Origin of the sequence: Pseudomonas chaetocerotis, assembly GCF_015712105.2 — a bacterium.
GTDB lineage: Bacteria > Pseudomonadota > Gammaproteobacteria > Pseudomonadales > Pseudomonadaceae > Aquipseudomonas > Aquipseudomonas chaetocerotis.
Genome location: NZ_JACFYX020000005.1, coordinates 215,507 through 239,619, shown reverse-complemented (window position 1 = coordinate 239,619; position 24,113 = coordinate 215,507). Strand labels below are relative to the sequence as shown.

The 24,113-nt window shown below is 61.9% G+C and carries 25 protein-coding genes, 1 tRNA gene and 1 pseudogene; 18 read left to right on the top strand and 9 right to left on the bottom strand.

Annotated elements, in window-relative coordinates; translation table 11 throughout:
• Nucleotides 1–5 precede the first annotated feature (5 nt).
• The 7 genes from tolB (at nucleotide 6) to nadA (ending at nucleotide 5,545) form a co-directional block, all read left to right on the top strand.
• Nucleotides 6–1,304 carry a Tol-Pal system beta propeller repeat protein TolB gene (gene tolB / locus H3221_RS11175; protein WP_196475350.1) on the top strand — a complete coding sequence of 433 codons (1,299 nt, stop codon included), beginning with the start codon at nucleotides 6–8 and terminating at the stop codon, nucleotides 1,302–1,304.
• A 55-nt stretch (nucleotides 1,305–1,359) separates the two neighbouring features.
• Nucleotides 1,360–1,857, top strand: a complete 498-nt coding sequence (pal, locus tag H3221_RS11170) for a peptidoglycan-associated lipoprotein Pal (protein WP_160020676.1) — start codon at nucleotides 1,360–1,362, stop codon at nucleotides 1,855–1,857.
• Nucleotides 1,858–1,863: 6 nt separating this feature from the next.
• The gene (gene ybgF / locus H3221_RS11165) at nucleotides 1,864–2,676 is read left to right on the top strand and encodes a tol-pal system protein YbgF (RefSeq protein WP_196475351.1); all 813 of its coding nucleotides are present in this window, start codon (nucleotides 1,864–1,866) and stop codon (nucleotides 2,674–2,676) included.
• A gap of 214 nt (nucleotides 2,677–2,890) precedes the next feature.
• On the top strand, nucleotides 2,891–3,538 hold the full coding sequence (queE, locus tag H3221_RS11160) for a 7-carboxy-7-deazaguanine synthase QueE (RefSeq protein WP_196475352.1): 648 nt from the start codon (nucleotides 2,891–2,893) through the stop codon (nucleotides 3,536–3,538).
• 2 nt (nucleotides 3,539–3,540) lie between these two features.
• A complete protein-coding gene (gene queC, locus H3221_RS11155; protein ID WP_196475353.1) occupies nucleotides 3,541–4,215 on the top strand; it encodes a 7-cyano-7-deazaguanine synthase QueC in 675 nt (224 codons plus the stop codon).
• 58 nt (nucleotides 4,216–4,273) lie between these two features.
• Nucleotides 4,274–4,349 (top strand) — tRNA-Lys (locus H3221_RS11150).
• Between the two features lie 137 nt (nucleotides 4,350–4,486).
• Nucleotides 4,487–5,545: a quinolinate synthase NadA gene (gene nadA, locus H3221_RS11145; protein WP_196475354.1), complete on the top strand. Its 1,059-nt coding sequence runs from the start codon at nucleotides 4,487–4,489 to the stop codon at nucleotides 5,543–5,545.
• An 85-nt stretch (nucleotides 5,546–5,630) separates the two neighbouring features.
• Here nadA and H3221_RS11140 read toward each other — a convergent pair whose 3' ends face one another.
• Nucleotides 5,631–6,704 carry an LOG family protein gene (locus H3221_RS11140; protein WP_196475355.1) on the bottom strand — a complete coding sequence of 358 codons (1,074 nt, stop codon included), beginning with the start codon at nucleotides 6,702–6,704 and terminating at the stop codon, nucleotides 5,631–5,633.
• Between the two features lie 133 nt (nucleotides 6,705–6,837).
• Complete coding sequence (locus H3221_RS11135) at nucleotides 6,838–8,241, bottom strand: MBL fold metallo-hydrolase RNA specificity domain-containing protein (protein ID WP_196475356.1); 1,404 nt, start codon at nucleotides 8,239–8,241, stop codon at nucleotides 6,838–6,840.
• A gap of 124 nt (nucleotides 8,242–8,365) precedes the next feature.
• Here H3221_RS11135 and H3221_RS11130 point away from each other — a divergent pair, with 124 nt between their 5' ends.
• Together H3221_RS11130 and H3221_RS11125 are read left to right on the top strand one after the other, a co-directional pair.
• Nucleotides 8,366–10,768 (top strand): phosphoketolase family protein, encoded by a 2,403-nt coding sequence (locus H3221_RS11130; RefSeq protein ID WP_196475357.1) that lies wholly within the window; start codon nucleotides 8,366–8,368, stop codon nucleotides 10,766–10,768.
• Between the two features lie 37 nt (nucleotides 10,769–10,805).
• Nucleotides 10,806–11,000: a hypothetical protein gene (locus tag H3221_RS11125; RefSeq protein ID WP_196475358.1), complete on the top strand. Its 195-nt coding sequence runs from the start codon at nucleotides 10,806–10,808 to the stop codon at nucleotides 10,998–11,000.
• Between the two features lie 13 nt (nucleotides 11,001–11,013).
• On the opposite strand, the gene H3221_RS11120 is transcribed toward H3221_RS11125, so the two are convergent.
• Nucleotides 11,014–11,415, bottom strand: a complete 402-nt coding sequence (locus H3221_RS11120) for a quorum-sensing-regulated virulence factor family protein (protein WP_160020668.1) — start codon at nucleotides 11,413–11,415, stop codon at nucleotides 11,014–11,016.
• 289 nt (nucleotides 11,416–11,704) lie between these two features.
• Between H3221_RS11120 and H3221_RS11115 the strand changes: the two genes are divergently transcribed.
• Nucleotides 11,705–13,393, top strand: a complete 1,689-nt coding sequence (locus tag H3221_RS11115; protein WP_196475359.1) for an OmpP1/FadL family transporter — start codon at nucleotides 11,705–11,707, stop codon at nucleotides 13,391–13,393.
• Between the two features lie 61 nt (nucleotides 13,394–13,454).
• Nucleotides 13,455–14,177: a tRNA-uridine aminocarboxypropyltransferase gene (locus H3221_RS11110; RefSeq protein WP_196475360.1), complete on the top strand. Its 723-nt coding sequence runs from the start codon at nucleotides 13,455–13,457 to the stop codon at nucleotides 14,175–14,177.
• On the opposite strand, the gene H3221_RS11105 is transcribed toward H3221_RS11110, so the two are convergent.
• The gene (locus H3221_RS11105) at nucleotides 14,137–15,063 is read right to left on the bottom strand and encodes a DMT family transporter (protein ID WP_196475361.1); all 927 of its coding nucleotides are present in this window, start codon (nucleotides 15,061–15,063) and stop codon (nucleotides 14,137–14,139) included. The two genes, H3221_RS11110 and H3221_RS11105, sit on opposite strands and share 41 nt — an antisense overlap.
• 203 nt (nucleotides 15,064–15,266) lie before the next feature.
• On the opposite strand from H3221_RS11105, the gene erdR reads away from it, so the two are divergent.
• Entirely contained in the window at nucleotides 15,267–15,917 is a 651-nt protein-coding gene (erdR, locus tag H3221_RS11100; RefSeq protein WP_160020664.1) for a response regulator transcription factor ErdR, read from the top strand.
• A gap of 149 nt (nucleotides 15,918–16,066) precedes the next feature.
• Nucleotides 16,067–16,198 (top strand): annotated as a pseudogene (locus tag H3221_RS11095) (diacylglycerol kinase); the annotation flags it as partial.
• Here H3221_RS11095 and H3221_RS11090 read toward each other — a convergent pair.
• Nucleotides 16,191–17,117 (bottom strand): LysR family transcriptional regulator, encoded by a 927-nt coding sequence (locus tag H3221_RS11090; RefSeq protein ID WP_021488363.1) that lies wholly within the window; start codon nucleotides 17,115–17,117, stop codon nucleotides 16,191–16,193. The pseudogene H3221_RS11095 and the gene H3221_RS11090 sit on opposite strands and share 8 nt — an antisense overlap.
• 113 nt (nucleotides 17,118–17,230) lie before the next feature.
• On the opposite strand from H3221_RS11090, the gene fpr reads away from it, so the two are divergent.
• On the top strand, nucleotides 17,231–18,010 hold the full coding sequence (fpr, locus tag H3221_RS11085; RefSeq protein ID WP_026041990.1) for a ferredoxin-NADP reductase: 780 nt from the start codon (nucleotides 17,231–17,233) through the stop codon (nucleotides 18,008–18,010).
• A gap of 127 nt (nucleotides 18,011–18,137) precedes the next feature.
• On the opposite strand, the gene H3221_RS11080 is transcribed toward fpr, so the two are convergent.
• The 3 genes from H3221_RS11080 to H3221_RS11070 are packed head-to-tail and all read right to left on the bottom strand — an operon-like array spanning nucleotide 18,138 to nucleotide 20,432.
• A complete protein-coding gene (locus tag H3221_RS11080) occupies nucleotides 18,138–18,692 on the bottom strand; it encodes a peptidylprolyl isomerase (RefSeq protein WP_196475362.1) in 555 nt (184 codons plus the stop codon).
• A gap of 5 nt (nucleotides 18,693–18,697) precedes the next feature.
• A complete protein-coding gene (locus H3221_RS11075; protein WP_196475363.1) occupies nucleotides 18,698–19,495 on the bottom strand; it encodes an alpha/beta fold hydrolase in 798 nt (265 codons plus the stop codon).
• A gap of 10 nt (nucleotides 19,496–19,505) precedes the next feature.
• Nucleotides 19,506–20,432 carry a LysR family transcriptional regulator gene (locus tag H3221_RS11070; protein ID WP_196475364.1) on the bottom strand — a complete coding sequence of 309 codons (927 nt, stop codon included), beginning with the start codon at nucleotides 20,430–20,432 and terminating at the stop codon, nucleotides 19,506–19,508.
• A 77-nt stretch (nucleotides 20,433–20,509) separates the two neighbouring features.
• Here H3221_RS11070 and H3221_RS11065 point away from each other — a divergent pair, with 77 nt between their 5' ends.
• The 4 genes from H3221_RS11065 (at nucleotide 20,510) to rarD (ending at nucleotide 23,502) form a co-directional block, all read left to right on the top strand.
• Nucleotides 20,510–20,824: a 3-phosphoglycerate kinase gene (locus H3221_RS11065; protein ID WP_160020659.1), complete on the top strand. Its 315-nt coding sequence runs from the start codon at nucleotides 20,510–20,512 to the stop codon at nucleotides 20,822–20,824.
• A gap of 135 nt (nucleotides 20,825–20,959) precedes the next feature.
• Nucleotides 20,960–21,559: an FMN-dependent NADH-azoreductase gene (locus tag H3221_RS11060; RefSeq protein ID WP_192983636.1), complete on the top strand. Its 600-nt coding sequence runs from the start codon at nucleotides 20,960–20,962 to the stop codon at nucleotides 21,557–21,559.
• Nucleotides 21,560–21,724: 165 nt separating this feature from the next.
• Complete coding sequence (locus tag H3221_RS11055) at nucleotides 21,725–22,597, top strand: carboxylate/amino acid/amine transporter (protein ID WP_196475365.1); 873 nt, start codon at nucleotides 21,725–21,727, stop codon at nucleotides 22,595–22,597.
• Complete coding sequence (rarD, locus tag H3221_RS11050; protein WP_196475366.1) at nucleotides 22,597–23,502, top strand: EamA family transporter RarD; 906 nt, start codon at nucleotides 22,597–22,599, stop codon at nucleotides 23,500–23,502. Before H3221_RS11055 ends, rarD begins: the two co-directional genes overlap by 1 nt.
• Here the strand turns inward: rarD and H3221_RS11045 are convergent.
• Nucleotides 23,489–24,067, bottom strand: coding sequence for a dihydrofolate reductase family protein (locus H3221_RS11045; RefSeq protein WP_196475367.1), 579 nt, complete (start codon nucleotides 24,065–24,067; stop codon nucleotides 23,489–23,491). The two genes, rarD and H3221_RS11045, sit on opposite strands and share 14 nt — an antisense overlap.
• Nucleotides 24,068–24,113 lie beyond the last annotated feature (46 nt).

The window sequence follows — 24,113 nt, the reverse complement described above, 5'->3', positions numbered from 1 at the left end:
GCTCTGTGAATACCCTGATTCGTACCGCCCTGCTGGGGCTGGTCATGCTGGTCGGTAGCGTCCAGGCGGCCGACCCGCTGGTGATTTCCCAAGGCGCTGACCGTGCCACGCCCATCGCCGTCGTGCCCTTTGGCTGGCAAGGCGGTTCGGTACTGCCTGAAGACATGTCGCAGATCATTGGCAACGATCTGCGCAACTCCGGCTACTTCGAGCCGATCCCGCGGCAGAACATGATCAGCCTACCGACTCAGGCCAGTGAAGTCATATACCGTGACTGGAAAGCCCTCGGTGCGCAGTACGTGCTGGTGGGCAACATCGTGCCCAATGGTGGTCGGTTGCAGATTCAGTACGCGTTGTTCAACGTCAGTACCGAGCAGCAGGTCATGACCGGCAATGTCGGCGGGGGCACTGATCAACTGCGTGACATGGCTCACCACATCGCTGACCAGTCGTTCGAGAAGCTCACCGGCGTCAAGGGTGCGTTCTCCACGCGCCTGCTCTATGTCACTGCCGAGCGCATGGGGACCAGCAATACTCGTTACACCCTGCAGCGCTCCGACTATGACGGTGCCCGCGCGGTCACTCTGCTGCAATCGCGCGAGCCGATCTTGTCGCCGTCGTTCGCGCCGGATGGTCGTCGCATCGCCTACGTGTCGTTCGAGCAGCGTCGCCCGCGCATCTTCGTGCAGCACATCGATACCGGTCGCCGCGAGCAGGTTACCAACTTCGAAGGTCTCAACGGCGCTCCGGCCTGGTCGCCGGATGGCAACCGCCTGGCCTTCGTGCTGTCCAAGGACGGCAATCCGGAAATTTATGTGATGGATATGGGCAGCCGGCAGATGCGCCGCGTCACTAACCATTACGCGATCGATACCGAACCCTTTTGGGGCAAGGACGGTCAGACTCTTTACTTCACCTCGGATCGTGCGGGTAAGCCGCAGATCTACAAGACCAACATCAATAGCGGGGCAGTGGAGCGAGTGACCTTCGTCGGTAACTACAACGCCAACCCGAAATTGTCGGCTGATGAAAAGACCTTGGTGATGATCCATCGCCAGGATGGTTTTACCGTGTTCAAGGTGGCTGCGCAGGACCTGGAAACCAACCGTTTGCGTATTCTTTCAGACACAAGTTTGGATGAGTCGCCCACTGTTGCGCCCAATGGCGCCATGCTAATCTACGCCACCCGCCAGCAGGGCCGGGGAGTCTTGATGTTAGCGTCCACCAATGGACGTGTGAGGCTCCCTCTTCCTACCGCTCAAGGCGAAGTTCGAGAGCCTTCTTGGTCCCCTTACCTGAACTGATGCGGCGTTACACCTTTATTGCTTAACACAACTGGGGTTCATTAGGAGTTACATGATGGAAATGCTGAAATTCGGTAAGTTCGCTGCACTGTCCCTGGCTCTCGCCGTTGCCGTAGGTTGCTCCTCCAAAGGCGGCGACGCTGCTGGTGAAGGTGCTGTTGACCCGAATGCTGGTTACGGTGCCAACACTGGCGCTGTTGACAGCAGCCTGAGCGAAGAAGCTGCTCTGCGCGCTATCACCACCTTCTACTTCGAGTACGACAGCTCCGACCTGAAGGCCGAAGCCATGCGCGCTCTGGACGTACACGCCAAGGACCTGAAAGGCAACGGCGCTCGCGTCGTTCTGGAAGGCCACGCTGACGAGCGCGGTACCCGTGAGTACAACATGGCTCTGGGCGAGCGTCGTGCCAAGGCCGTTCAGCGTTACCTGGTTCTGCAAGGCGTTTCCCCGGCTCAGCTGGAGCTGGTTTCCTACGGCGAAGAGCGTCCGGTTGCCACTGGCAACGACGAGCAGTCCTGGGCTCAGAACCGTCGCGTAGAGCTGCGTAAGTAAGCTGCCATGCGAGATTGCCGCCGTATCCTGACCCTTCTGACACTCGCCTTGCCGCTCGTGGCAATGGCGGAGGTTCCCGTACTGGAAAGCAGCTCCATGCAACAGGGCAGCAGCTATCCACCGGCGGGTTATGGTACGGCCGGCGCCTCCGCCGGGGCGGGTGCGCAAGCACCCGCTTCTGCGCAGGGTATGCTGTTCAACCAGCTCGAGCAGATGCAGCAGGAAATTGCGCAACTGCGTGGCATGGTCGAAGAGCAGCAAAATGAAATTCAGCGCCTCAAGCAGGAAGGCCTGGAGCGTTACCAGGATCTGGATCAACGCATTTCTTCCGGTGTTGCTGCCGGTGGAGCTCCTGCACAGAATTCAGCCGATGGCGCGGTAAACGCCAATGGCACCCCGACGCCCCCTGCAGCGCAGCAGCAGGCCAGCGCTGAGCCGGGAGATCCGGCCAAGGAAAAACTCTATTACGACGCCGCCTTCGACCTGATCAAGGCCAAGGATTTCGACAAGGCCTCGCAGGCATTTGCTGCCTTTCTCAATCGCTATCCCAACAGCCAGTACGCAGGCAACGCGCAGTATTGGTTGGGCGAAGTGAATCTGGCCAAAGGCGACCTGCAAGCAGCCGGCCAGGCCTTCGCCAAGGTCAGTCAGGCCTATCCGAGCCACGCCAAGGTGCCGGACTCACTGTTCAAACTGGCCGACGTCGAACGTCGCCTGGGTCACAACGACAAGGCCCGTGGCATCCTTCAGCAGGTCATCGCGCAGTACCCGGGTAGCTCGGCCGCTCAACTGGCCCAGCGTGATCTGCAGCGGCTGTAAGCCCAAAGTTGACGAAAAACCCGCGCCCGTCGCGGGTTTTTCTTATCTGGCCTCGCGTGATCCATTAGAATGCGCGGCGGCCCAGGTGGCAGGGTTTCAGCTCGGCTGATGTCCTTGTCGCAGTGCCTTGTCGAATGTCGGCCGCTGCCGGCGTTCCTGTCTTTCCACGCAACGGAGGCGGATGGCCTGTTTCGTCATCACGCTCGTGGCTACCATGCAAGAAACCCTGCGCATCACCGAGATTTTCTACTCGCTGCAGGGGGAAACGCGTACCGCTGGCTTGCCAACGGTATTCGTGCGCCTTACCGGCTGCCCCCTGCGCTGTCAGTACTGTGATACCGCCTATGCCTTCAGTGGCGGCGAGATCGTCACGCTGGACAGTATCCTCGATCAAGTGGCTGCTTATCGCCCGCGTTACGTCTGCGTTACCGGTGGTGAGCCGCTGGCTCAGCCCAACTGCATTGCCTTGCTCACGCGTCTTTGCGACGCCGGTTTCGAGGTGTCGCTGGAAACCAGTGGCGCGCTCGACGTCTCTGCGGTCGATCCCCGGGTCAGCAAGGTGCTGGACCTGAAGACCCCAGGCTCTGCCGAGGTGCAGCGCAACCGCTACGAGAACGTCCAGTGGCTGACACGCAACGATCAGGTCAAGTTCGTCATCTGCTCACGTGAGGACTACGACTGGGCGGTATCCAAGTTGATCGAGTACGACCTGGTCAGCCGAGCCGGCGAAGTACTGTTCTCGCCCAGTCACAAACAGGTCGATGCGCGTGCGCTGGCCGACTGGATCGTGACCGACAACCTGCCTGTACGCCTGCAGTTGCAGCTGCACAAGATTCTCTGGAACGATGAGCCGGGACACTGAACATGAACGACAAGAAAGCAGTCATCCTCCTTTCCGGCGGCCTGGACTCGGCCACCGTGGTGGCCATGGCCAAGGCCGAGGGCTACAGCTGCTACAGCATGAGTTTCGATTACGGCCAGCGTCATCGCGCCGAGTTGCAGGCAGCCGAGCGTGTGGCGCGGCAGTTGGGTGTAGTCGAGCACAAGGTGATCGGCCTGAACCTCAACGGTATCGGCGGCTCGGCGTTGACCGACAGCAGCATCGCCGTACCGGAATCCCCGACCGAGGGCATTCCTGCGACCTACGTGCCGGCGCGCAATACCGTGTTCCTGGCGCTCGCGTTGGGCTGGGCCGAGGTGCTCGCGGCACGCGATATCTTCATTGGCGTCAACGCGGTGGATTACTCGGGTTACCCGGATTGCCGCCCCGAGTTTGTCGACGCCTTCGAGCGTATGGCCAACCTGGCGACCAAGGCGGGGGTGGAAGGGCAGGGCTTCACCATCCGCGCACCGCTGCAGCAGATGAGCAAGGGCGAGATCATCCAGGCCGGTATGCGTCTGGGCGTGGATTACGCACTTACGGTCTCCTGCTACCAGGCCGATGATGATGGTCGCGCTTGTGGCAAATGCGACAGCTGCCGCCTGCGTGCAGCCGGTTTCGCCGCAGCCGGTGTGCCTGATGCAACGCGCTACTTCTGAAAAAAATTTCGCGAAGTGTTGATTTCCTGAATTAAATCAGTATCATGCGCCTCGCGTTGGGTCGTTAGCTCAGTTGGTAGAGCAGTTGGCTTTTAACCAATTGGTCGTAGGTTCGAATCCTACACGACCCACCAGATCGCAAAAGCCAGTCGTGAGACTGGCTTTTTTTTGCTCTCGGAAAAGCCCTCTGGCCAATGCCGTACCGCCTGTGGCGATGGGCAACCAGGGGGTATACTCGCAGCTCGCTCAAGAGCGCCGCAGGTTCGATGATATGACGCAGATTTCCGAACGCCTTCTGGTTCAGGCCCACCTCGATGCCAAACAGCCCAAGCCGCTGACCGCCGAGGAAGAGGCCTTCTATCGCCGTGAAATCGCCGCCGAGCTGAAGAAGCAGAACGCGGTACTGGTGGCGCACTATTACTGCGATCCGGTCATCCAGGCGTTGGCCGAGGAAACCGGTGGCTGCGTTTCCGACTCCCTGGAAATGGCCCGCTTTGGCAATCAGCACCCGGCGCAGACCGTGGTGGTGGCCGGGGTCAAGTTCATGGGCGAGACGGCGAAGATCCTCAATCCGGAAAAGCGCGTGCTGATGCCGACCCTGGAGGCGACCTGCTCGCTCGACCTGGGCTGCCCGGTGGACGAGTTCTCGGCTTTCTGCGATCAGCACCCTGAGCGCACCGTGGTGGTGTACGCCAACACCTCGGCCGCGGTGAAGGCGCGTGCCGACTGGGTGGTGACCTCCAGCTGTGCGCTGGAGATCGTCGAGAGCCTGATGGACAACGGTGAAACCATCATCTGGGCGCCGGACAAGCATCTGGGCAACTACATCCAGCGCGAGACCGGCGCCGACATGCTGCTGTGGGATGGCGCCTGCATCGTGCACGAGGAGTTCAAGTCCAAACAGCTGTTGGACATGAAGGCGCTGTATCCGGACGCCGCCATTCTGGTGCACCCGGAATCGCCGCAGAATGTGGTTGAGCTGGCCGATGCGGTGGGCTCGACCAGCCAGTTGATCAAGGCGGCGCAGACGCTGCCGAACTCCACCTTCATCGTCGCCACTGACCGCGGCATCTTCTACAAGATGCAGCAGTTGTGCCCGGACAAGACCTTCATCGAGGCGCCGACTGCCGGCAATGGTGCCGCCTGCCGCAGCTGCGCGCACTGTCCGTGGATGGCGATGAATACCCTGGAGCGCGTGTTGACTGGCTTGCGTCAGGGGACTGGCGAAATTCACGTCGACCCGGCGTTGATTCCCAAGGCGATCAAGCCGCTCAAGCGCATGCTCGACTTCACCCAGGCGGCGCGGATGAAGGTCGCCGGCAACGCCTGACTGACACTAGTCAAAACAAAGCCCAGCCAATGCTGGGCTTCTTGCTTTACGTAGCCCGGATTGCATCCGGGCTACGTCGGCTGCGTTAGCTCACCCAGTTTTCCGGCTCGTTGACCACATTAAGCAGCGCGCGCAGGCGGCCGTAGTCGCGCCCGTTGAAAACGAACGCCAGGCGGGTCAGGTGGCACAGTTCCGGCTCGTCGCGCTCCTGCTCGCAATGGGGCTGCTGGGTAAAGCCGCCTTCCTTGCACAGGCTGGCGAAGTCGCTGTCCAACTTGGCCAGAGCTGCCTCGTTGAGCGGATGATTGAGGCGGATCACGAAGCGATCCTTGAGCCAGCGGCTGGAGTGGAAGTTGCGGTAGAACCGGGCTATTTCTTCCACCGCCTCTTCGGCGCTGTAGACCAGGTGCATCAGGTTGAGGTCGGTGGGCAGGATATAGCCGTTGTCACCAAGCTGACGACGGATGAAGCCCAAGGCATCCTCCCAGTAGCTGCCGCCCGGTTGATCGAGCAGCACCACGGGCACCAGCGGGCTTTTACCGGTCTGTATCAGAGTCAGCACTTCCAGGGCTTCGTCGAGGGTGCCGAAGCCGCCGGGGCACAGCACCAGGCCATCGGCCTCCTTGACGAAAAACAGTTTGCGCAGAAAGAAGAAGTGGAACGACAGCAGGTGGTTGCTGCCACGCACCGTGGAGTTGGCCGTCTGCTCGAAGGGCAGGGTGATATTGAACCCCAGGCTGTTGTCCACCCCGGCACCTTCATGCGCAGCAGCCATGATGCCGCCGCCAGCGCCGGTGACTACCATCAGGTCACGGTGCGCCAGCCGTGCGCCCAGCTCGCGAGCCTGTTGGTACAGGGGATGGTCGGCAGGGGTGCGTGCCGAGCCGAATACCGTCACCTTGCGCCGCCGTTTCAGCTGTTCGAGCACGCCGAAAGCATTTTCCATCTCACGCAGGGTCTGCAGCATGATCTTGGCGTCCCAGCGGTTGCGATCCGCTTGAGCCATATGGAGCACGGTGCCTAGCATTTCCCGGTACAGCTGCAGGTTCGGGCTGTTACCGGGCGCTGCCAGCGCCACCAGCTCGTCGACCTTGCTGGTCAGGTCGACTTCGCTGGTTTGCACATGGCGAGACAGATAGTCGTCGGCTTCGTAAGGCATGAGGGCTCTCCTGTTCTGAGCCGGGCGGGCGGCTGATGCTGCTCACGCCCGGGCCGGTTTCTTGATTATGGAGTTTCATGGAGCTTGCCACAGCCAGGTTGCCGTTTCGCTGTCCCCTTTTCGTAAGCGGCGGTTACAGGGCGATCTGTTCACCCGGTTCGGGAATGTTGGCGATCCAGTTCAGGCGCTCGCGCAGAGCGGCTTGCAGGGCCTGCATCTTTTCCAGTTCGCCATGCACCAGGTACAGCTCGGGGTGATGGACGAACTGGCTGGCCCAGTCGAGCAGTTGCGATTGCCCGGCATGCGCGGAGAAACCACCTAGCGTATGCACCTTGGCTTTCACCGCGATGCGCTGGTGCAACACCTTGACCGTTTCGGCGCCATCGACGATCAGGCGACCCAGCGTGCCCTTGGCCTGGAAACCGGGGAACACCAGGTGGCAGTTCTCGCGCCAGAGGTTGTGCTTGAAGTGATGGACGATACGTCCGCCATTACACATGCCGGCACCGGCGATGATGATCGCGCCGCTCTTGATCCGGTTGATCGCCATCGATTCTTCGGCTGTCGGTGTGCAGCGCAACACTGGCAGCCAGTCCTCGATGCGCTTGACGCCCTTGGCAGTCAGTGCGGCGCGATCCTCGGCTGCGAACTGGTCATGGAAACGGCTGTAAATGGCGTTGGCACGGATGGCCATGGGGCTGTCGAGGAATACGGCCTGCTGCGGCAGTCTGCCTTCCTGGTAGAAGCGGCCCAGGTAGTAGATCAGGTCCTGCGTGCGCCCAACGGCGAATGACGGGATCAGTACGTTGCCACCTTCCTTGTGAGCCTGCTGCAGGATGTCTGCCAGCTCTTCCAGGGTCTCGTCGCTGGGACGATGGTCGCGGTCGCCGTAGGTCGATTCCATCAGCAGCACGTCCGCCTGGTTCAGCTGTGTCGGCGCCTGCATCAGCGGCGAGCAGGTGTTGCCCAGGTCGCCGGAGAAGACAAGGTGACGTCGCAGGTGGTGATCCTCTACCTGCATCTCGACGATCGCCGAGCCGAGGATATGGCCAGCATTGTGGAAGGTGACGTGCACGCCCTTGGCAACCTCGACCGCTGCGCCATAGGCATGCGCGCGGCGCTGGCTGAGGGCCTGCTCGGCATTGGCGATGGTGTAGAGCGGTTTGATCGCCGGCTTGCCCTGACGGGCGCGCCAGCGGTTCTCCCATTCGGCATCCTTTTCCTGCAGGAAGGCCGAATCCAACAGCATCAGCTCGAGCAGCTCGCAGCTGGCTTCGGTGGTGTGGACTGGGCCGCGATAGCCCTCGGCGACCAGACGCGGCAACAGCCCGCTGTGATCGAGGTGGGCGTGGGATATCACCACCGCATCCAGGCTGCTAGGGTCGAAAGGAAACGCACTGCGGTTCTGATCCTCTTCCTGGCGGCGTCCCTGATGCATGCCGCATTCAAGCAGCACCTTGGCGCCATCACGGCTTTCCACGAGGTAACAGGAGCCGGTGACCTGTTGAATCGCACCGAGAAAAGTGAGCAGGGCCATGGTTTTTTCCTTGTCTTGATGATGAAGCGAGTCTGCCGCTTCGAGCGGGAGCGGGTCTTGATGCAGGTCAGCTGGCGCTTTCTCCCAATGCCTAGACTGGAGATAGACATTCAGGAGATGACTCATGACTCAGCTATTGCCCGACGCCGCCACCTTGGCTCAGCACGCCCAGCAATATCCCGACTTTGCCCGCTGGCAAGCTGGCCACGGACCTGTCCAGCATAGCTCGCAGACCCGTGCCGCTGTCTTTCGTCTGGCTCATCAACTGGTACAGAATGGTATGCAGCCTGATCTGCCGAGCGTCTATCGCCTGTTGCGCGCTCTGGACTCGCTCACGGCAGCCGGCCTCTGGCTGGTGGTACACATGACTTATGCCCAGCGCGTTCGGCTCGATGGCCAGCCGCTGCAGGCCGATGACTTCAAGCCCGTGCCCGAAGGCCATACCGGCGGTGCGCTGAACATGGTGCCGGCCTATGCCGGCTATCTGACGCTCAATGCGCTGACGGGGGAAACGCGCGGCTGGTTGATGGGTCAGGGCCATTGCGTGGCGGCGATCGAGGCGCTGAACCTGCTGACCGGTAACCAGCATCCTGAGCAGGCTGCCCGCTACGCGTGTGACGAGATGGGCATGAGCCGCATGGTGGCGGACTTCTATAGCTACGCCCAGGCTGCGGATGGCAGCCCCGGTGTGCCGTTGGGCAGTCACGTCAATCCGCACACCGCTGGCGGTATCGCCGAAGGCGGATACCTGGGTTTCGCTGAGTTGCAGTACGCGCATCTGCCATTGCCGGGGGAGAAACTGGTGGCGTTCCTGTCCGACGGCGCTGCCGAGGAGCAGCGTGGCAGTGACTGGATGCCGCGTTGGTGGCGTGCCGAGGATTGCGGCGTGGCGCTGCCGGTGATGATCGCCAACGGCCGGCGTATCGAGCAGCGTACCGAGTTGGGCACGCTGGAAGGGCTGGAAGGCTTTCGCCGACATCTGCGTGGCTGTGGTTTCGACCCGGTGACCTTCGATGGGCGCGATCCGGCAGCCTTCGTCTGTGCGCTGTGGGAGATGGAGCAGCGCCTGGCGCGCCGGGTGAATGAGCTGAGCAACGAGTTGATCGGTTATCCCTTGCCCATGCCCTACGGCATTGCCGAGACCACCAAGGGCTATGGCTTCTTTGGCGCTGGCAGCAACGCCGCTCATAACCTGCCGCTACCGGCCAGCCCGGCGCAGGATGAGCACGCGCGCGAGCTGTTCAACCAGCATGCTGCGGCCTTGTGGGTAGAGCCGCAGGCATTGTCCGAGGCCTGTAGCCTGTTTGCATTGCGTGCAGGGCGGGTGCGGGAGCGTGACAATCCATTGGCTCGGCGTCAGCCAGCGCTGCCAGTGCAGCCGCAGTTGCACTTTCATGATCGGCCCTGTTCGCCCATGAGTGCGCTTGATCGTTATTTTGTCGATCTGGTGCGCGCCAACCCACAGTTGCGGCCGCGTGTCGGTAACCCGGACGAACTGGCCAGCAACCGTCTGAGCGGCGTGCTGGCAGCGCTCAAGCACCGCGTCAGCCAGCCAGAGAGTGAACAGGAGTCTCTGCACGGTGCGGTGATCACCGCGCTCAACGAGGAGGCTGTTGTCTCTGCCTGTCTGGCCAATCAGGGCGGCCTGAATCTGGTGGCCAGTTATGAGGCGTTTTGCGTGAAGATGCTCGGTGCCGTGCGCCAGAGTCTGATCTTCGCCCGCCAGCAGAAAGAGGCGGGACGTCCAGCCGGCTGGCTGGGCTGGCCGCTGGTGGCCACTTCGCACACCTGGGAGAACGGCAAGAACCAGCAGTCGCATCAGGACACCGCCTTCTGCGAGGCGCTGCTGGGCGAGATGCACGATGTCATGCGAGTGCTGTTTCCGGCCGACCACAATTCGCTGCTGGCCCTGCTTCCTGGCATCTACCAGGAACGCGGCCGGCTCGCTTGCCTGGTGGTGGCCAAACGTGAACAACCCTGCAGCTTCACCGTCGAACAGGCGCAGCAACTGGCCCGAGAGGGGGCATTGCTGGTTGATGCCGAAGGCGATGGTGAACCGGTGCTGCTGATTGCCAGCGGCAGCTATCAGCTGCACGAGATGCGTCGCGCCGCCGTTCGTCTGAGCGAGCAGGGTGTGGCCTGGCGTCTGATTTACTTGCAGGAACCAGGGCGCTTTCGTATGCCGCGTGATGCCTGGGAGGCGTCGAGTGTGGCCAGCGCCGCTCAGCGCGAAGCGCTGTTCCCGATTGCCTGTCGGCGGCGCGTTTTGCTTGGCCACATGCGGCCGGAAGCGGCCTTGGGGCATCTGTCTACGGTGCTTGGCGATGCCGCTACGTGTCGTGCGCTTGGTTATCGTAATCGTGGCGGCACTTTCGACGAAGCCGGCATGTTGTTCGCCAATGGCTGTACCTGGGCACATGTCCTGCAAAGCGTTGGCGAGGTGCTCGGCGTATCGATCGACGCCTGGCTGACGGTTGAGGAGCGTGCGGCTCTGGCAGGCAGAGGCAATCCTCTCTCCCTGCGTTGAGCCGGCGGACTGGGTCAATGGCAAGGGAGAGGCAGCTATGCCCAAGTTGATTCTGGAGATCGAAACGGACCTCCATCGCCTGCTGCAGCAGGCGGCGCGAACCAATCGACTGAGTCTGGAGGATGAATGTCGACGTCGCCTTGAGGGCGGTGTACGACGTTCGCGCTATATGGAGGCCTTGCTCGCCGAGCTGCGCGCCGATGAGGCGCAGCGCCGAGCGGAAAGGGACTGACGGCAGCCCTGGATCAGAGGCCGCAGTCGCTCTTGTCGAACACTTCGACGGTAACCGGGCGGTTGCTGCGGTACTCACTGAACTGGTAGCGCAGCTGTGCGCCCTGGGCCAACAGGTTGCGATAGCCCGGATTGCGGCAGACGCTGGCGGCCAGTTGCGCGCGCACGGTATCGGGGTTGCCGCGCATCTGCGCCGCATGCGCTTCGCGCACGCTGAGGTGGTTGATCAGCGTGTGACCTTCCACGGTATAGCCCTGATCGAGAATGTCCTCGTTGATCGCCCGCGGCGTGCCTTCGCTGCTTTGCCGGGCGACCTGCTCCAGCGTGCGAGTCAGCTCCATCTCCTTCAGCGAGGCTGCCTGGGCAGTGGGGAGCATCAGGCTGAGCGCGAGAGCGGGGAGGATGTAACGCAGCATGTCATGTGACTCCTGAAAGCGTGGACGATGATTGGACAGAGCCTCGCAGCGAATGTTCGCGCTGCTGGCCATTTGCCCGCCTGAAACTAAGTGTTACTGATGGGGACATGGTGGCCTGTGGCCGCCGCCCGTCACCACGACCAAAGGCCGGGGATCATCGGCCAAACCTGCACGTCACAGGCATTGAGCCGCCGTCGCAGTCGGACGTCGCCAGTAAAGACCTGCCTGAAGTCTGCCGCTGGTGCAGGAAAGACTGCGCGGTGTTCAAGCAGCGTGCAGGAGAATAACAATGACAATGCTCTTTCGGCGCTGGCCATCGCGGGTGATGGTCGGCAGTTTACTGGTATTGCCCGTTGCGCAGGTGCAGGCATCCGGTTATCACTTTGGTTCGCAATCGGTAGTGGCGCAGGGTTCGGCGCACGCCAACGGTGCTGAGGCGGCCGACCCTTCGACCATCTTCTACAACCCGGCTGGCCTTGCCCGGCTCAAGGGCACCCAGGTGAGCTCAGGCCTGAGCATCCTGCTGCCGGACGGCGACTACAAGGACAAGGGCAGTCGCGACGTGTTCGGCAATCCGGTATCGGGAGATGCTGGCGAATTCCTGCCTGATGCCGCCGCTGCGCCCAACTTCTATTTTTCCCATGAGATCAACGACCGAGTGACGGTCGGCCTGGGGATCTTTACCCCGTTCGGCGCCAAGCTCGACTACAAGGAAGACTGGGCCGGGCGCTACGGCATCCAGTCGGCCAGCCTGGAGACGGTGACCTTCAATCCGAGCATTGCCTTTCGCTTCAACGAACACCACAGCATTGGCTTCGGTGTGTCGGCGCAATACATCAAGTCGGTGCAGCGCGGTGCAGCGGATGTCAAAGGCGCGTCGCGGCAATTGGCTGGGCAGTTCGTCACTGCCAATCAGGATCTGACCGAGCTGGCTGCATCACCGCTTGGTCAGTTTGCCATTCCCTTGCTCTACGGTATCGATGTGCCCGGTGAGATCAGCAGTTGCGACGGTCAGGCCGATGACGCTTTCGTCGACTGTGTGGCGAAGAACTTCGCCGACAACGTCCAGGGCGACGGTTACTTCCGGGTCAAGGGCGATGATTGGGGGTTCGGCTGGAATATCGGCTACCTGTGGGAGCCGACCGAAGCGACGCGCTTTGGCGTGGCCTATCGTTCCAACATTCGCCACACCCTTGAAGGCGAGACAAAATGGAGCTTCGCCGGTGTGTCCGGCCGCGTGCCTTCACCCGATACCGATTTGAGCGGTGGCATCGATCTCGGCATCATCACCTTGCCGCCAGCCGATGCATTGGGGCAGGTGCTGGACCCGGACAACTGGGTCAATCCCGGCAATTTCGCCGGCTCCAGGCTGCACCCCAACTCCAAGGCCAAGACCGCCATCGATACACCGGAGATGCTCTCCTTCAACGCCTTCCACCAGCTCAACGACAAGATCGCGCTCATGGCGGATCTGACCTTCACTCGCCATTCGCGGCTCGACGAGGTGCGCATCGGTATCGATCAGGTGGCTGGCTATCCTTACTTCAATGGCGTTACCGAGGGCGACCTGAGCGTCAAGCAGGACTGGAAGGACAGCTACAAGATCTCTCTGGGCATGAACTACCAGTACAGTGATGATCTGCTGCTGCGTACCGGCGTTGCTTACGACCGCTCTCCCGTCAACTCGCCGCAGCTACGCCATCCGGCCTTTCCTGATGCGGATCGCTACTGGCTTTCGCTCGGCGCCAACTACAAGGTGATGCGCGACACCTCGCTGGATTTCGCCTACAGCTACGTGCAGTTTTCCAGCGGCAAGATGGACTACCAGGACGGCTGCTCCCCGGCCGGCTGGGTGCCAGGTGCCGGCGGGCTGTATCAGGACAGTGGAGTGCGCTGCACCGGCAACGGTGGCAACTACACCGGTGAGTACAACACCCACATCCACTTCATCGGTCTGGCCTTGAACCACAGCTTCTGAGCCATCTGAGTGACGAACGGGGGTGCTAGAATCGCCCCCCCCGTTCGCTGTCGTTACCGCCATGACCCATCCAGCCCCACATGCCGTCGCCCGCCTGCGCACAGAGCGCCTGGCGCGCAGCGTCAAACCCTTCATCGCCCGTGGCTCGCGTGCCGAGCGCTGCCCGCACTGCCGGGTGCAGCCTACTCATTGTCTGTGCGCCTGGCGCCCGCTGGTCGAGGCCAATGCCGCCATGTGTCTGGTGATGCATGACATCGAGGCGCTGAAACCGAGCAATACCGGCTGGTTGATTGCCGACGTGGTGCCGCAAACCCACGCCTTCGGCTGGGCGCGCACTGCCGTCGACCCGGCGCTGCTGGAGCTCTTGGCCGATCCGCAGTGGCAGCCTTATCTGGTTTTTCCCGGCGAGTACGTTGCGCCGCAGCGCGTGGTGGAGGAGGTGGCGCTGGCGCCCGGCAAGCGGCCGTTGTTCGTGCTGCTAGATGCCACCTGGACCGAGGCGCGCAAGATGTTTCGCAAGAGCCCGTATCTGGACGCACTGCCGGTGCTGAGCCTGACGCCAGCGCAGCTATCGCGCTATCGACTACGCCGCTCTACTCGCGGCGAGCACCTGTGCACCGCCGAGGTGGCTGCCATGTGCCTGGAGTTGGCTGGTGACCTGCGCGCCAGCGAGGCGCTGGACGATTATCTCGACGTTTTCAGCCAACATTATCTGGCTGCCAAACGGCGTCTGCCGCTGGATCTCAACGATCCTTTGCATCAGCGTTTACAGGCATACCGCTGAGTTCGAGCGGCAGTGGTTTTGGCCATAGTTGGGCCAATAGCATGCCGGCGAACATCAGCGCGCAGCCGAGATAGCCACGCAGTTCCAGCATTTCACCGAGCAGCAGGGCACCGGCGACAGCGGCGAATACGGCCTCCAGCGAGAGGATGATCGCCGCATGCGAGGCAATGGCGTGCTGCTGGGCGATGACCTGCAAGGTAAAGCCGATCGCCACGCCGAAAATGCCGCCATAGAGGATGGCCGGGCCTGCTTTGAGTATGCCCTCCAGCGTTGCCGTCTCGAACACCATGGCCAGTGACAGGCTGATCACGGCGCAGGTGGCGAACTGGATCAGTGCCAGACGCAGCGGGTCGTGGCGGCTGGCGAAAAAACCCACCAACAGCACGTGGATACCCCAGACGAAGGCGCCAGCCAGCTGCAACCAGTCGCCGGATGCCACGGTGAAGCCTTCGCCAACGCTGAGCAGGAACATGCCGACTACCGCCAGGCTGGCGCCCAGCCAGATGCCCAGGCTGCTTTTCTGGCCGATGAACAAACCGAGCAGCGGTACCACGATCACATACAAGCCGGTGATGAAGCCGGAGTTGGTCACGGTGGTGAACATCAGGCCAACTTGCTGCAAGTTGATACCGATCGCCAGAGCCAGACCCATGATGGCGCCACCCAGCAGCAGCCCGCGACTCGGTGCCGACCGGGGTTGCTGGCTGCGTCGCTGTATCAGGATGATCACCGGGATCAGCACAAGGCTGGCGAGGACGAAGCGCAGACCGGAATAAAGGAAGGGGCCGATATTTTCCATACCCAGTTGCTGGGCGACGAACACGCTTCCCCAGATCATCGCGGTAATCAGCATCAACAGGTCGGCGCGCAGGGCTTGGCTTCGCATTGGAGCGTCTCGGCGGTAAAGCTGGGCATCGTGCCGCAAAGCATTGAGCTTGACCACCCCGTCACAGCTCGGCATGCTGGGCGCCGCCGTCGGTCCGAGTGGGGAGTCTGTGATGCTGGATGTGCAGTCTTGAACGGATCTTCAGGCGAAAAGCACTGCCATACTCACCTCAGTGCCACTCATAACAAGAACAGGATCTGCCAATGGCCGCCTACGAAATCCTGATTGCCGACGACCATCCGCTGTTTCGCAGCGCGCTGCAACAAGCACTGACCCTGGGGCTGGGGCCTGAAGTGCGACTGGTAGAAGCCGCCAGCATCGCCGAGCTTGAAGGCCACCTGGCCGCCAAGAGCGACTGGGACCTGGTCCTGCTCGACCTCAATATGCCTGGTGCCTACGGCTTTTCCGGTCTGGTGCTGCTGCGCGGTCAGTACCCGCACATTCCGGTAGTGATGATCTCTGCCCAGGAAGAGGCTTCGGTGGTCAACCGCTCTCGTGAGTTCGGGGCCAGCGGCTTCATCCCCAAATCCAGTCCGCTGGAAACCCTGCAGCAAGCCGTGCGCCAGGTACTCGATGGCGATACCTGGTGGCCGCCACTGGCCGAGGAGGGCGCGCCGGTTTCCGCTGAGGCCAAGGCAGCCAGTGCCGGTCTTGCCAGCCTGACGCCGCAGCAGTTTCGCGTATTGACCATGGTCTGTGAGGGTTTGCTGAACAAGCAGATCGCCTACGAGCTGAGCGTCTCCGAAGCGACTGTCAAGGCGCATGTGACGGCGATTTTCCGCAAGCTGGGCGTGCGCACTCGCACGCAGGCGGCGTTACTGTTGCAGCAGATGGAGTCCATCCCCACGCAGTGAGAACTGTGCTGCGCGTCGGTGCTGCTGCGTTGAAAGCAAGCTCGGCTTGCTCATGTACAGCCAGTGAACTTTGCAGTCTCACTTGTTTTCACCTTGCATCTCTCTAGCTCGCGATCTCGTATATAGGCTCTCGCGCCGCGTTCTTCGGTGAGGCGACCATCGAGCGCATTTCCCTGGAGCGCCGCCTGCTGTCGAAGCACGCCAAGGACATAGGTAGCGCCGCGCAGTTCGTCGCGCTGCTCGGTCTGGGCAATCGTCCTCTTGAACTGAAACTCAGATGATCGGCGGCAGGACGATCTGATCGCTGCGGCTGACGCCAGCGGTCAGCGCGCGACACTGTTCGAGAAACTCGCGCATGGCCGCTGTCTGGTACTTCTGCTTGTGCCAGATGAAGTAGAACTGTCGGCGCAGGTCCAGCTCCGGAGTTTCCACTGGCATCAGGCTGCCACGGCGAAAGGCGTCGCGCAGCGCCAGGCGTGAGATGCAGCCGATGCCCAGGCCGGATTCCACGGCGCGCTTGATCGCCTCGGTGTGTTCCAGTTCCAGGCGGATATTCAGGTTGCGCGGGTGATGCCGCATGGCCTGGTCGAAGGTCAGTCGCGTGCCCGAGCCCTGCTCACGCAGAATCCAGGCTTCATGCGTCAGCTCTTCCAGGCTGGCACTGCCGCGCTGGGCCAGTGGATGCTGTGGCGCGCAGAACACCACCAGTTCGTCCTCGACCCAGGGTTGCACCTCGATATCCGGGTGCTGGCAGTCGCCTTCGATCAAGCCCAGGTCCAACTCGTAGTGAGCGATCTGTTGCACCACATGAGCGGTGTTATGCACCTGCAGCTTCACCCGGCATTCAGGGTGGTGCTGCATGAAGCTGCCAATCAGCAGGGTGGCCAGATAGTTGCCCACGGTGAGGGTGGCGCCGACGTTCAGCGAGCCATAACCACTCTTGCCCCCCAGCAGGCGTTCGATCTCGCGCGCCTGGTCGATCAGGGCTACGGCCTCGGGCAGTAGCTGTCGGCCCAGGGCGTTCAGCGCCAGGCGCTTGCCGGCGCGATCGAACAGCTGGCAGTCGGATTGACGTTCGAGTTCGGTCAGCGAAGTGCTGGTCGCAGACTGCGACAATGCGAGCGATTGCGCGGCACGAGAAACGCTCTCATGCTGCGCCACGGCGACGAATACCTGAAGTTGTCTGAGTGTAAATCGCATATCGATATAACCGATAACCTATATCTTGATAATCCACTTAACAGATATTGTTGCCGCGAATAGAATGCCGCGCAATCGCGTCTTTGGCGCTGAAGTTCTTCGAGGAAATCATCATGAGCAATATGAACGTCGAGCGCGTGCTCAGCGTCCACCACTGGAACGATACGCTGTTCAGCTTCAAGTGCACCCGTGATCCGGGCCTGCGCTTCGAGAATGGTCAGTTCGTGATGATCGGTCTGCAACAGGACAATGGCCGCCCGCTGATGCGCGCCTATTCCATCGCCAGCCCGAACTGGGAAGAACATCTGGAGTTCTTCAGCATCAAGGTGCCGGACGGCCCGCTGACCTCGCAGCTGCAGCACCTGAAGGAAGGCGACGAGATCATCATCAGCAAGAAGCCCACCGGCACGCTGGTGCTCGATGATCTCAACCCCGGCAAGCACCTCTATCTGCTCAGCACCGGCACCGGCCTGGCGCCGTTCATGAGCGTGATTCAGGACCCGGAAACCTACGAGCGTTTCGAGAAGGTGATTCTGGTTCACGGCGTGCGCTACGTGAACGAAGTGGCCTACCGCGAGTTCATCACCGAGCACCTGCCGCAGAACGAATTCTTCGGTGATGCGCTGAAGGACAAGCTGATCTACTACCCGACCGTGACCCGTGAGCCGTTCGAGAACCAGGGCCGTCTGACCGACCTGATGCGCAGTGGCAAACTGTTCGCCGATATCGGCCTGCCGCCGATCAACCCGCAGGACGACCGCGCCATGATCTGTGGCAGCCCGAGCATGCTCGACGAAACCAGCGAAGTGCTCGACAGCTTCGGTCTGAAGATTTCCCCGCGCATGCGTGAGCCGGGTGACTATCTGATCGAGCGCGCCTTCGTCGAAAAATAAGCGCCTGGTCAAACGACAAAGCCGCCCAAGGGGCGGCTTTGTCGTTGTAGGGTGCGCCGTGCCCACCGAGGGTTGTTCGTTTGAGCGCGGTGCACACGGCCTGGGCGGCCCCACGACACCCTAAGGTTTACAAGCGCTTGGCATCAATGATCAACACCGGCTCGCGCGGTACGTTCTGGTGCATGCCGCGGTTGCCGGTGGGCACCTGAGCGATCTTGTCCACCACGTCCATGCCACGGGTTACCTTGCCGAACACGGCGTAGCCGAAGTCGCGCGAGCCGTGGTCGAGGAATGCGTTGTCCTTGTGGTTGATGAAGAATTGGCTGGTGGCCGAGTCGCGTACCTGAGTACGGGCCATGGCCAGGGTGCCACGGACGTTGTGCAGGCCATTGTCGGCCTCGTTCTTGATCGGGGCCTCGGTGTCCTTCTGGCGCATGTCGGCATCGAAGCCGCCGCCCTGGACCATGAAGCCCGGAATCACACGATGGAACTGGGTCCCGGCATAGAAGCCACTGTCGACGTACTTGAGGAAGTTCTGCGTGCTGATCGGCGCCTTGTCGGCGGCCAGTTCGATTTCCACTTCGCCGAGGCTGGTGGTCAGCAACACCTTGGGGTTTTCCGCGGCGAGCAGACTGGTCGACAGCAGCAGGGCGCCGGCGGCGAGAACGAGTTGCTTGAGCATGATGGTCAGTTTTCCTTGTTGGCAGTTTCGCCGAGAAAGGCGAGCAGGGCGTTATTAAAGCGTTCCGGTTGATCCAGCGGTGTGGCGTGGCGCGAATTTTCGATCACCAGCAGGCGCGCGTTGGGCATTTCTGCCACGTACTCGCGCTTGCGTTCAACTGGCGTGTAGTCGCGGTCGGCGGTAATCACCAGGGTAGGACAGGTGATGTGATCGAGGCGTTCCCGCACGCCCCAGCCGATGATCGCGTCGAGGCTGGCGAGGTAGGCGCGTTTGTCGTTCTGCGGCCAGCGTTCTTCGATCTTGCGCCGCAAATCGGCCTGCTCGGGCTTGGGGAATAGCAGCTTGCCCAGCGCCCTGGCGATGGTTTCCAGGCTGAGCAGGCGCGACAGCGTCCAGCGCTTGCCAATTTCCAGCCAGTCCCGCGCGCTTTTGGCCTTCACCTCCGGGCCGCTGTTGACGATGGTCAGGCTGCGCAACAACTCGGGGCGGTCGACGCCAAGCTGGAAGCCGATCATGCCGCCCATGGAGATGCCCACCAGATGTACGGATGGCAGTTGCAGGTGTTCGATCAGGGCGGCGACATCCTCGGCGAAGTCGGCGATGTGATAAGCCTCGCGCGGCTTGTCCGAGCGGCCATGGCCGCGAACGTCCAGCGCCAGAACCCGATAATGCCGGGCGAGCACGGGAATCTGGTATTCCCAGTCGCGCGTGCTCGAACCCAGCCCATGCACCAGCAGCAGCGGCGCGCCGTGACCATAGTCCTCGTAGTGCAACTGGCAGCCATCGTTGTCGAAATAGGGCATGGAGGAGCTCTCAGTTGGTCGACTGCGGTGCGGCGAAGGGCGCGTCCAGAGGGGCAGCGTCGAAGTTCTTGATCAACTCGATGAGAATCTGTGTGGCCGGGCCGAGCACGCGCTCCTTGTTGCTATAGAGGAAGAAGCGCGGTTTGCGGATAGCGCCCTGAGTCAGCGGCAGAGGTTTCAGCAGACCATCCTGCAGTTCACGGACGATCAGATGGCGCGGCAGCCAGGCGAAGCCCAGGCCGCTGCTGACGAAGGTGCGCGCAGTCGGCAGGCTACCTACCGTCCAGCGCTGCTCCGCGCCCAGCCAGCCGGCATCCCGTGGCTGCAGACGGCCGGTATCGCGGGTGACCACCTGCATCTGGCCTTCAAGATCCTGGAAGCTCAGCTCGCGTTGCAGGCGATGCAGTGGGTGTTCCGGGTTTGCGACGGCGACGAACTCCACTTCACCCAGTTCGATACCGAGGTGGCCAGTGATGTTCAGTGCGCTGATAGCCAGGTCGGCGGTGCCTTCGAGCAGTACTTCCTCGACTCCGGACAGCACCTCCTCGCGCAAGCGCACGCGACAGCCACGGCTCTGCGGCATGAAGGCGGTCAGGGCGCGGACGATGTTGGCGGTGGGGTAGGCGGCATCCACCACCAGACGCACTTCGGCTTCCCAGCCCTGTTCCATGTGGTGAGCCAGGTCTTCCAGCTGGCTGGCCTGCTTGACCAATTGCCGCGAGCGGCGCAGCAGCACGTCGCCGGCCTCGGTGAGTACGGCCTTGCGCCCGTCGATGCGCAGCAGCGGTACGCCGAGCTGTTCCTGCATGCGCGCCACGGTATAGCTGACCGAGGATTGCGAACGGTGCAGCACGTCGGCGGCCTGAGCGAAGCCGCCCTGATCCACCACGGCCTGCAGCGTGCGCCATTGATCCAGGGTTACACGAGGAGCTTTCATCACATCATCCTGCTTGAGTCGGCTGTTATCGCCGACGATCTCCACCTACACTGGCGATCCCATGTTGGAGAGCACCGATGAAAAAAATAATCTGCTTGCTGTTCGCCTTTGTGCCGCTGGCCGCCAATGCCTATCCCATCGAGATGGAAAAACAGTTCAACGGCGCCGAGGTCTCCGCGACCACCCAGGAAATCGACCACAACATGGCGGCGCTGATGCTCTACAACTATGGTCAGAGCGAGGCCGAGTGCAGTGCGGTGTTTCGCAATGGCCCCGAAGCGCCACGCACCCGGCGTACCGTATTGGCACCTGGCGCCAGCAACAACATGACGGTCAAGTTCACCCGTAGCGTGATTCGCCTGCGGATCAACCTGACCTGCAACCTGAAGTGATGAAAGCCTAGATGCGATGGCTTGATAAATCAATTTAACCGATACATGTAAGCGGATATTTACGCTTTTTAATCGAAATTTGTATCTCTATTCTATGCTCCATCGACTCGTAACCCCCTCGATGGAGCATCAGCCATGTCCCGTATTCTCGTAATCGAAAGCAGCGCCCGCCAGCAAGGTTCGGTCTCCCGCGAACTGACTCAGCAATTCATCGCCAACTGGCAGGCTGCGCACCCAGCTGATCAGGTCCAGGTACGCGACCTGGCGGCCGAACCGGTTCCGCACCTCGACGCTACGCTGCTCGGTGGCTGGATGACCCCGAGCGAGCAACAGAGCGATGCCGAAAAAGCTGCCCTGGCGCGCTCCAATCAACTGACCGATGAACTGCTGGCCGCCGATGTGCTGGTGCTGGCTGCGCCGATGTACAACTTCGCCATCCCAAGTACCCTCAAGGCCTGGCTGGATCATGTGCTGCGCGCCGGCCTCACCTTCAAGTACACCGACACCGGCCCCCAGGGCCTGCTGACCGGCAAGCGCGCCTTCGTGCTCACCGCTCGCGGTGGTATCTACGCCGGTAGCGCGCTGGATCATCAGGAGCCTTACCTGCGCCAGGCACTGGCCTTCATCGGTATCCATGACGTGCAGTTCATCCATGCCGAAGGCCTGAACCTGGGCGCCGAGTTCAGCGAAAAAGGCCTGGCCAAGGCCAAGGCCAAGCTGGCTGAGGTGGCCTGATTAGCCAATCCGACTCTCCTGAGCGCCCGCTCGCGGGCGTGCTATGCCGGTCGCTTCGCGATGAAGTGACCGGCTTTTTTATGTGGCCGGTCAGCGCAGCCCGACGCATGGATTGTCCGGCGCAGGGGAACGCGCTAAGGTCGCCGCCTTCCTTCGGAGGTGGCTGTGCGATATCTGCTGATAGTGACCCTGCTGTGGGCTTTTTCCTTCAGCCTGATCGGTGAGTACCTGGCCGGTCGGGTCGACAGCTATTTTGCGGTTTTGACGCGCATCGTCATTGCCGGTTTGCTGTTCGTGCCGCTGACCCGTTGGCGCGGTCATGCTCCGGCGTTCGTGCGCGGCATGTTGCTAATCGGCGCCCTGCAGTTCGGCATCACCTACGTCTGTCTGTACCTGAGCTTCTCGGTGTTGACGGTGCCGGAGGTGCTGCTGTTCACCATCCTCACGCCGCTGCATGTGACGCTGATCGAGGATGCCCTCAATCGCAGATTCAACCCCTGGGCGCTGGTCGCCGCTCTGGTAGCGGTGCTGGGCGCCGGCATCATCCGCTACGACGGTATCAGCAGCGGCTTTTTGCTCGGTTTCCTGTTGCTGCAAGTGGCCAACTTCACCTTCGCAGCCGGGCAGGTGCTGTACAAGCATCTGCTGCTCAAACACCCCTCCACCGAGCCGCAATACAAGCGCTTTGGTTTTTTCTACCTGGGCGCGCTGCTGATCGCGTTGCCGGCGTTCCTGCTGCTGGGCAACAGCGAGCGTCTGCCGAGCACCATGCTGCAGTGGAGCGTGCTGGTCTGGCTCGGTGTGGTGGCGTCCGGATTGGGGCTGTACTGGTGGAACAAAGGCGCCAGCCTGGTCGATGGTGGCACCCTGGCGGTGATGAACAATGCACTGGTGCCTGCCGGCTTGCTGGTCAATCTGCTGATCTGGAATCACGACGCTGACCTGTTACGCCTGGCCTTGGGCGGTGCAGTGATCGCCGCTTCGCTGCCTCTGGTTCGTTTGGGGCGTACGCGCCATACACCTGCCGAGGTGCACTGATGCAACTGTCCGGACGGGGTGTGGCGCTATCGGTTGGCGCCTCGATGCTGTTTGCCGTGCTGCCTGGCTACGTGCAGTGGCTGACGCCGCTCGATGGTGTGCAGATATTCGCTCAGCGCGTGCTCTGGTCGATTCCCCTGGTCTTGCTGCTGGTGCTGCTGGCACGGCAGACCACCCTGCTGCGCGAGACCTTCGTGCGTCTGCGCCGCGAACCGCTGTTGTTGGCCGCCTGCCCGCTGGCGGCGGCGTTGATCGGCGTGCAGTGGGGGCTGTTTCTCTGGGCGCCATTGGCCGGGCACATGCTGGAAGTGTCCATGGGCTACTTCCTTCTGCCGTTGGCGATGGTGCTGACTGGCCGGCTGTTCTATGGCGAACGTCTGCGCCCGCTGCAGCAGTTGGCGGTGGCCTGCGCCATGCTTGGTGTGTTGCATGAGTTGTGGCGTACCCAGGCGTTTTCCTGGCTGACGCTGATCACCGCGCTGGGGTACCCGCCTTACTTCATGCTGCGTCGCTGGATGCGCCTGGATGCGTTGTCCGGTTTCGTGCTGGAGATGCTGGTGCTGGCGCCGTTGGCGATCTGGCTGATCGTCGCGTACGGACCGGTGGGGGCGTTCAGCGATCGCCCCTGGCTATGGCTGCTGGTGCCGGTGATGGCGTTGATCGGCACCCTGGCGTTCGCCGCCTACATGGCATCGAGCCGGCTGTTGCCATTGGGGCTGTTCGGCATTCTCAGTTATGTCGAGCCGGTACTGTTGTTCGTCGTGGCGTTGCTGGTGCTGGGCGAGCGCTTCGACAGCGGGCAATGGCTGACGTACCTGCCGATCTGGGGAGCCGTGCTGCTGGTCGGTTGGGACAGCGCTCGGCTGCTGCGCAAGCAGCAGCGCGATAGCATCAGGCCGCGTTGAAACGCGGCGCGGGGATCTGCGTCGGCACGTTGGCCTGCTTCTGCACCCGATAGTGCACCTGCAAGGTGCCACTGTTGAAGCGGCGTTGGTCGCTCAGGCTCAGGCTGCGTTCCATGCCCGTGGCCAGGAGCGGGATGCCAGCGCCGAGCAGGTGCGGCACCAGGTTGATCACCACCTCGTCGATCAGTCCGGCGGTGTAGCAATTGCCCGCCAGGAGGCTGCCACCGACCAGCCAGATACGCTGGAAGCCGGCCTCGCTCAGTGCCGCCACGGCTTGAGCGGGTGTGCAGTGGGTCAGCTGGACTTCGTCTGTGGCGCGCGGCAGGGCGAGGCGGGTCAGCACCACGCAGGGTTTTCCGGGGTAGGGCCATGGACCGCCGCGCTTGAGTAGTGCCTCGTAAGTACCTCGGCCCATCAGCAGCGCGTTGATGCCGGAGTAGAAGTACTGAAAGGCGTACTCTTCATCGGCCTGGCGTAGCGAGTTGAACCAGTCGATGCGCCCATCGGGGCGAGCGATATAGCCATCGAGACTGGAGGTGACGTGATAGATCAGTGACGGGTTCATCGTTGCACCTCGGACAGGCCATCTGAAGATTGGAGTGGCGCCGCCG

Bases quoted from the DNA above. Each gene is read 5' to 3' on its own strand.
- pal (WP_160020676.1), top strand. From the start codon at position 1,360: ATGGAAATGCTGAAATTCGGTAAGTTCGCTGCACTGTCCCTGGCTCTC.
- ybgF (WP_196475351.1), top strand. From the start codon at position 1,864: ATGCGAGATTGCCGCCGTATCCTGACCCTTCTGACACTCGCCTTGCCG.
- queE (WP_196475352.1), top strand. From the start codon at position 2,891: ATGCAAGAAACCCTGCGCATCACCGAGATTTTCTACTCGCTGCAGGGG.
- queC (WP_196475353.1), top strand. From the start codon at position 3,541: ATGAACGACAAGAAAGCAGTCATCCTCCTTTCCGGCGGCCTGGACTCG.
- nadA (WP_196475354.1), top strand. From the start codon at position 4,487: ATGACGCAGATTTCCGAACGCCTTCTGGTTCAGGCCCACCTCGATGCC.
- H3221_RS11140 (WP_196475355.1), bottom strand. From the start codon at position 6,704: ATGCCTTACGAAGCCGACGACTATCTGTCTCGCCATGTGCAAACCAGC.
- H3221_RS11135 (WP_196475356.1), bottom strand. From the start codon at position 8,241: ATGGCCCTGCTCACTTTTCTCGGTGCGATTCAACAGGTCACCGGCTCC.
- H3221_RS11130 (WP_196475357.1), top strand. From the start codon at position 8,366: ATGACTCAGCTATTGCCCGACGCCGCCACCTTGGCTCAGCACGCCCAG.
- H3221_RS11125 (WP_196475358.1), top strand. From the start codon at position 10,806: ATGCCCAAGTTGATTCTGGAGATCGAAACGGACCTCCATCGCCTGCTG.
- H3221_RS11120 (WP_160020668.1), bottom strand. From the start codon at position 11,415: ATGCTGCGTTACATCCTCCCCGCTCTCGCGCTCAGCCTGATGCTCCCC.
- H3221_RS11115 (WP_196475359.1), top strand. From the start codon at position 11,705: ATGACAATGCTCTTTCGGCGCTGGCCATCGCGGGTGATGGTCGGCAGT.
- H3221_RS11110 (WP_196475360.1), top strand. From the start codon at position 13,455: ATGACCCATCCAGCCCCACATGCCGTCGCCCGCCTGCGCACAGAGCGC.
- H3221_RS11105 (WP_196475361.1), bottom strand. From the start codon at position 15,063: ATGCGAAGCCAAGCCCTGCGCGCCGACCTGTTGATGCTGATTACCGCG.
- erdR (WP_160020664.1), top strand. From the start codon at position 15,267: ATGGCCGCCTACGAAATCCTGATTGCCGACGACCATCCGCTGTTTCGC.
- H3221_RS11090 (WP_021488363.1), bottom strand. From the start codon at position 17,117: ATGCGATTTACACTCAGACAACTTCAGGTATTCGTCGCCGTGGCGCAG.
- fpr (WP_026041990.1), top strand. From the start codon at position 17,231: ATGAGCAATATGAACGTCGAGCGCGTGCTCAGCGTCCACCACTGGAAC.
- H3221_RS11080 (WP_196475362.1), bottom strand. From the start codon at position 18,692: ATGCTCAAGCAACTCGTTCTCGCCGCCGGCGCCCTGCTGCTGTCGACC.
- H3221_RS11075 (WP_196475363.1), bottom strand. From the start codon at position 19,495: ATGCCCTATTTCGACAACGATGGCTGCCAGTTGCACTACGAGGACTAT.
- H3221_RS11070 (WP_196475364.1), bottom strand. From the start codon at position 20,432: ATGAAAGCTCCTCGTGTAACCCTGGATCAATGGCGCACGCTGCAGGCC.
- H3221_RS11065 (WP_160020659.1), top strand. From the start codon at position 20,510: ATGAAAAAAATAATCTGCTTGCTGTTCGCCTTTGTGCCGCTGGCCGCC.
- H3221_RS11060 (WP_192983636.1), top strand. From the start codon at position 20,960: ATGTCCCGTATTCTCGTAATCGAAAGCAGCGCCCGCCAGCAAGGTTCG.
- rarD (WP_196475366.1), top strand. From the start codon at position 22,597: ATGCAACTGTCCGGACGGGGTGTGGCGCTATCGGTTGGCGCCTCGATG.
- H3221_RS11045 (WP_196475367.1), bottom strand. From the start codon at position 24,067: ATGAACCCGTCACTGATCTATCACGTCACCTCCAGTCTCGATGGCTAT.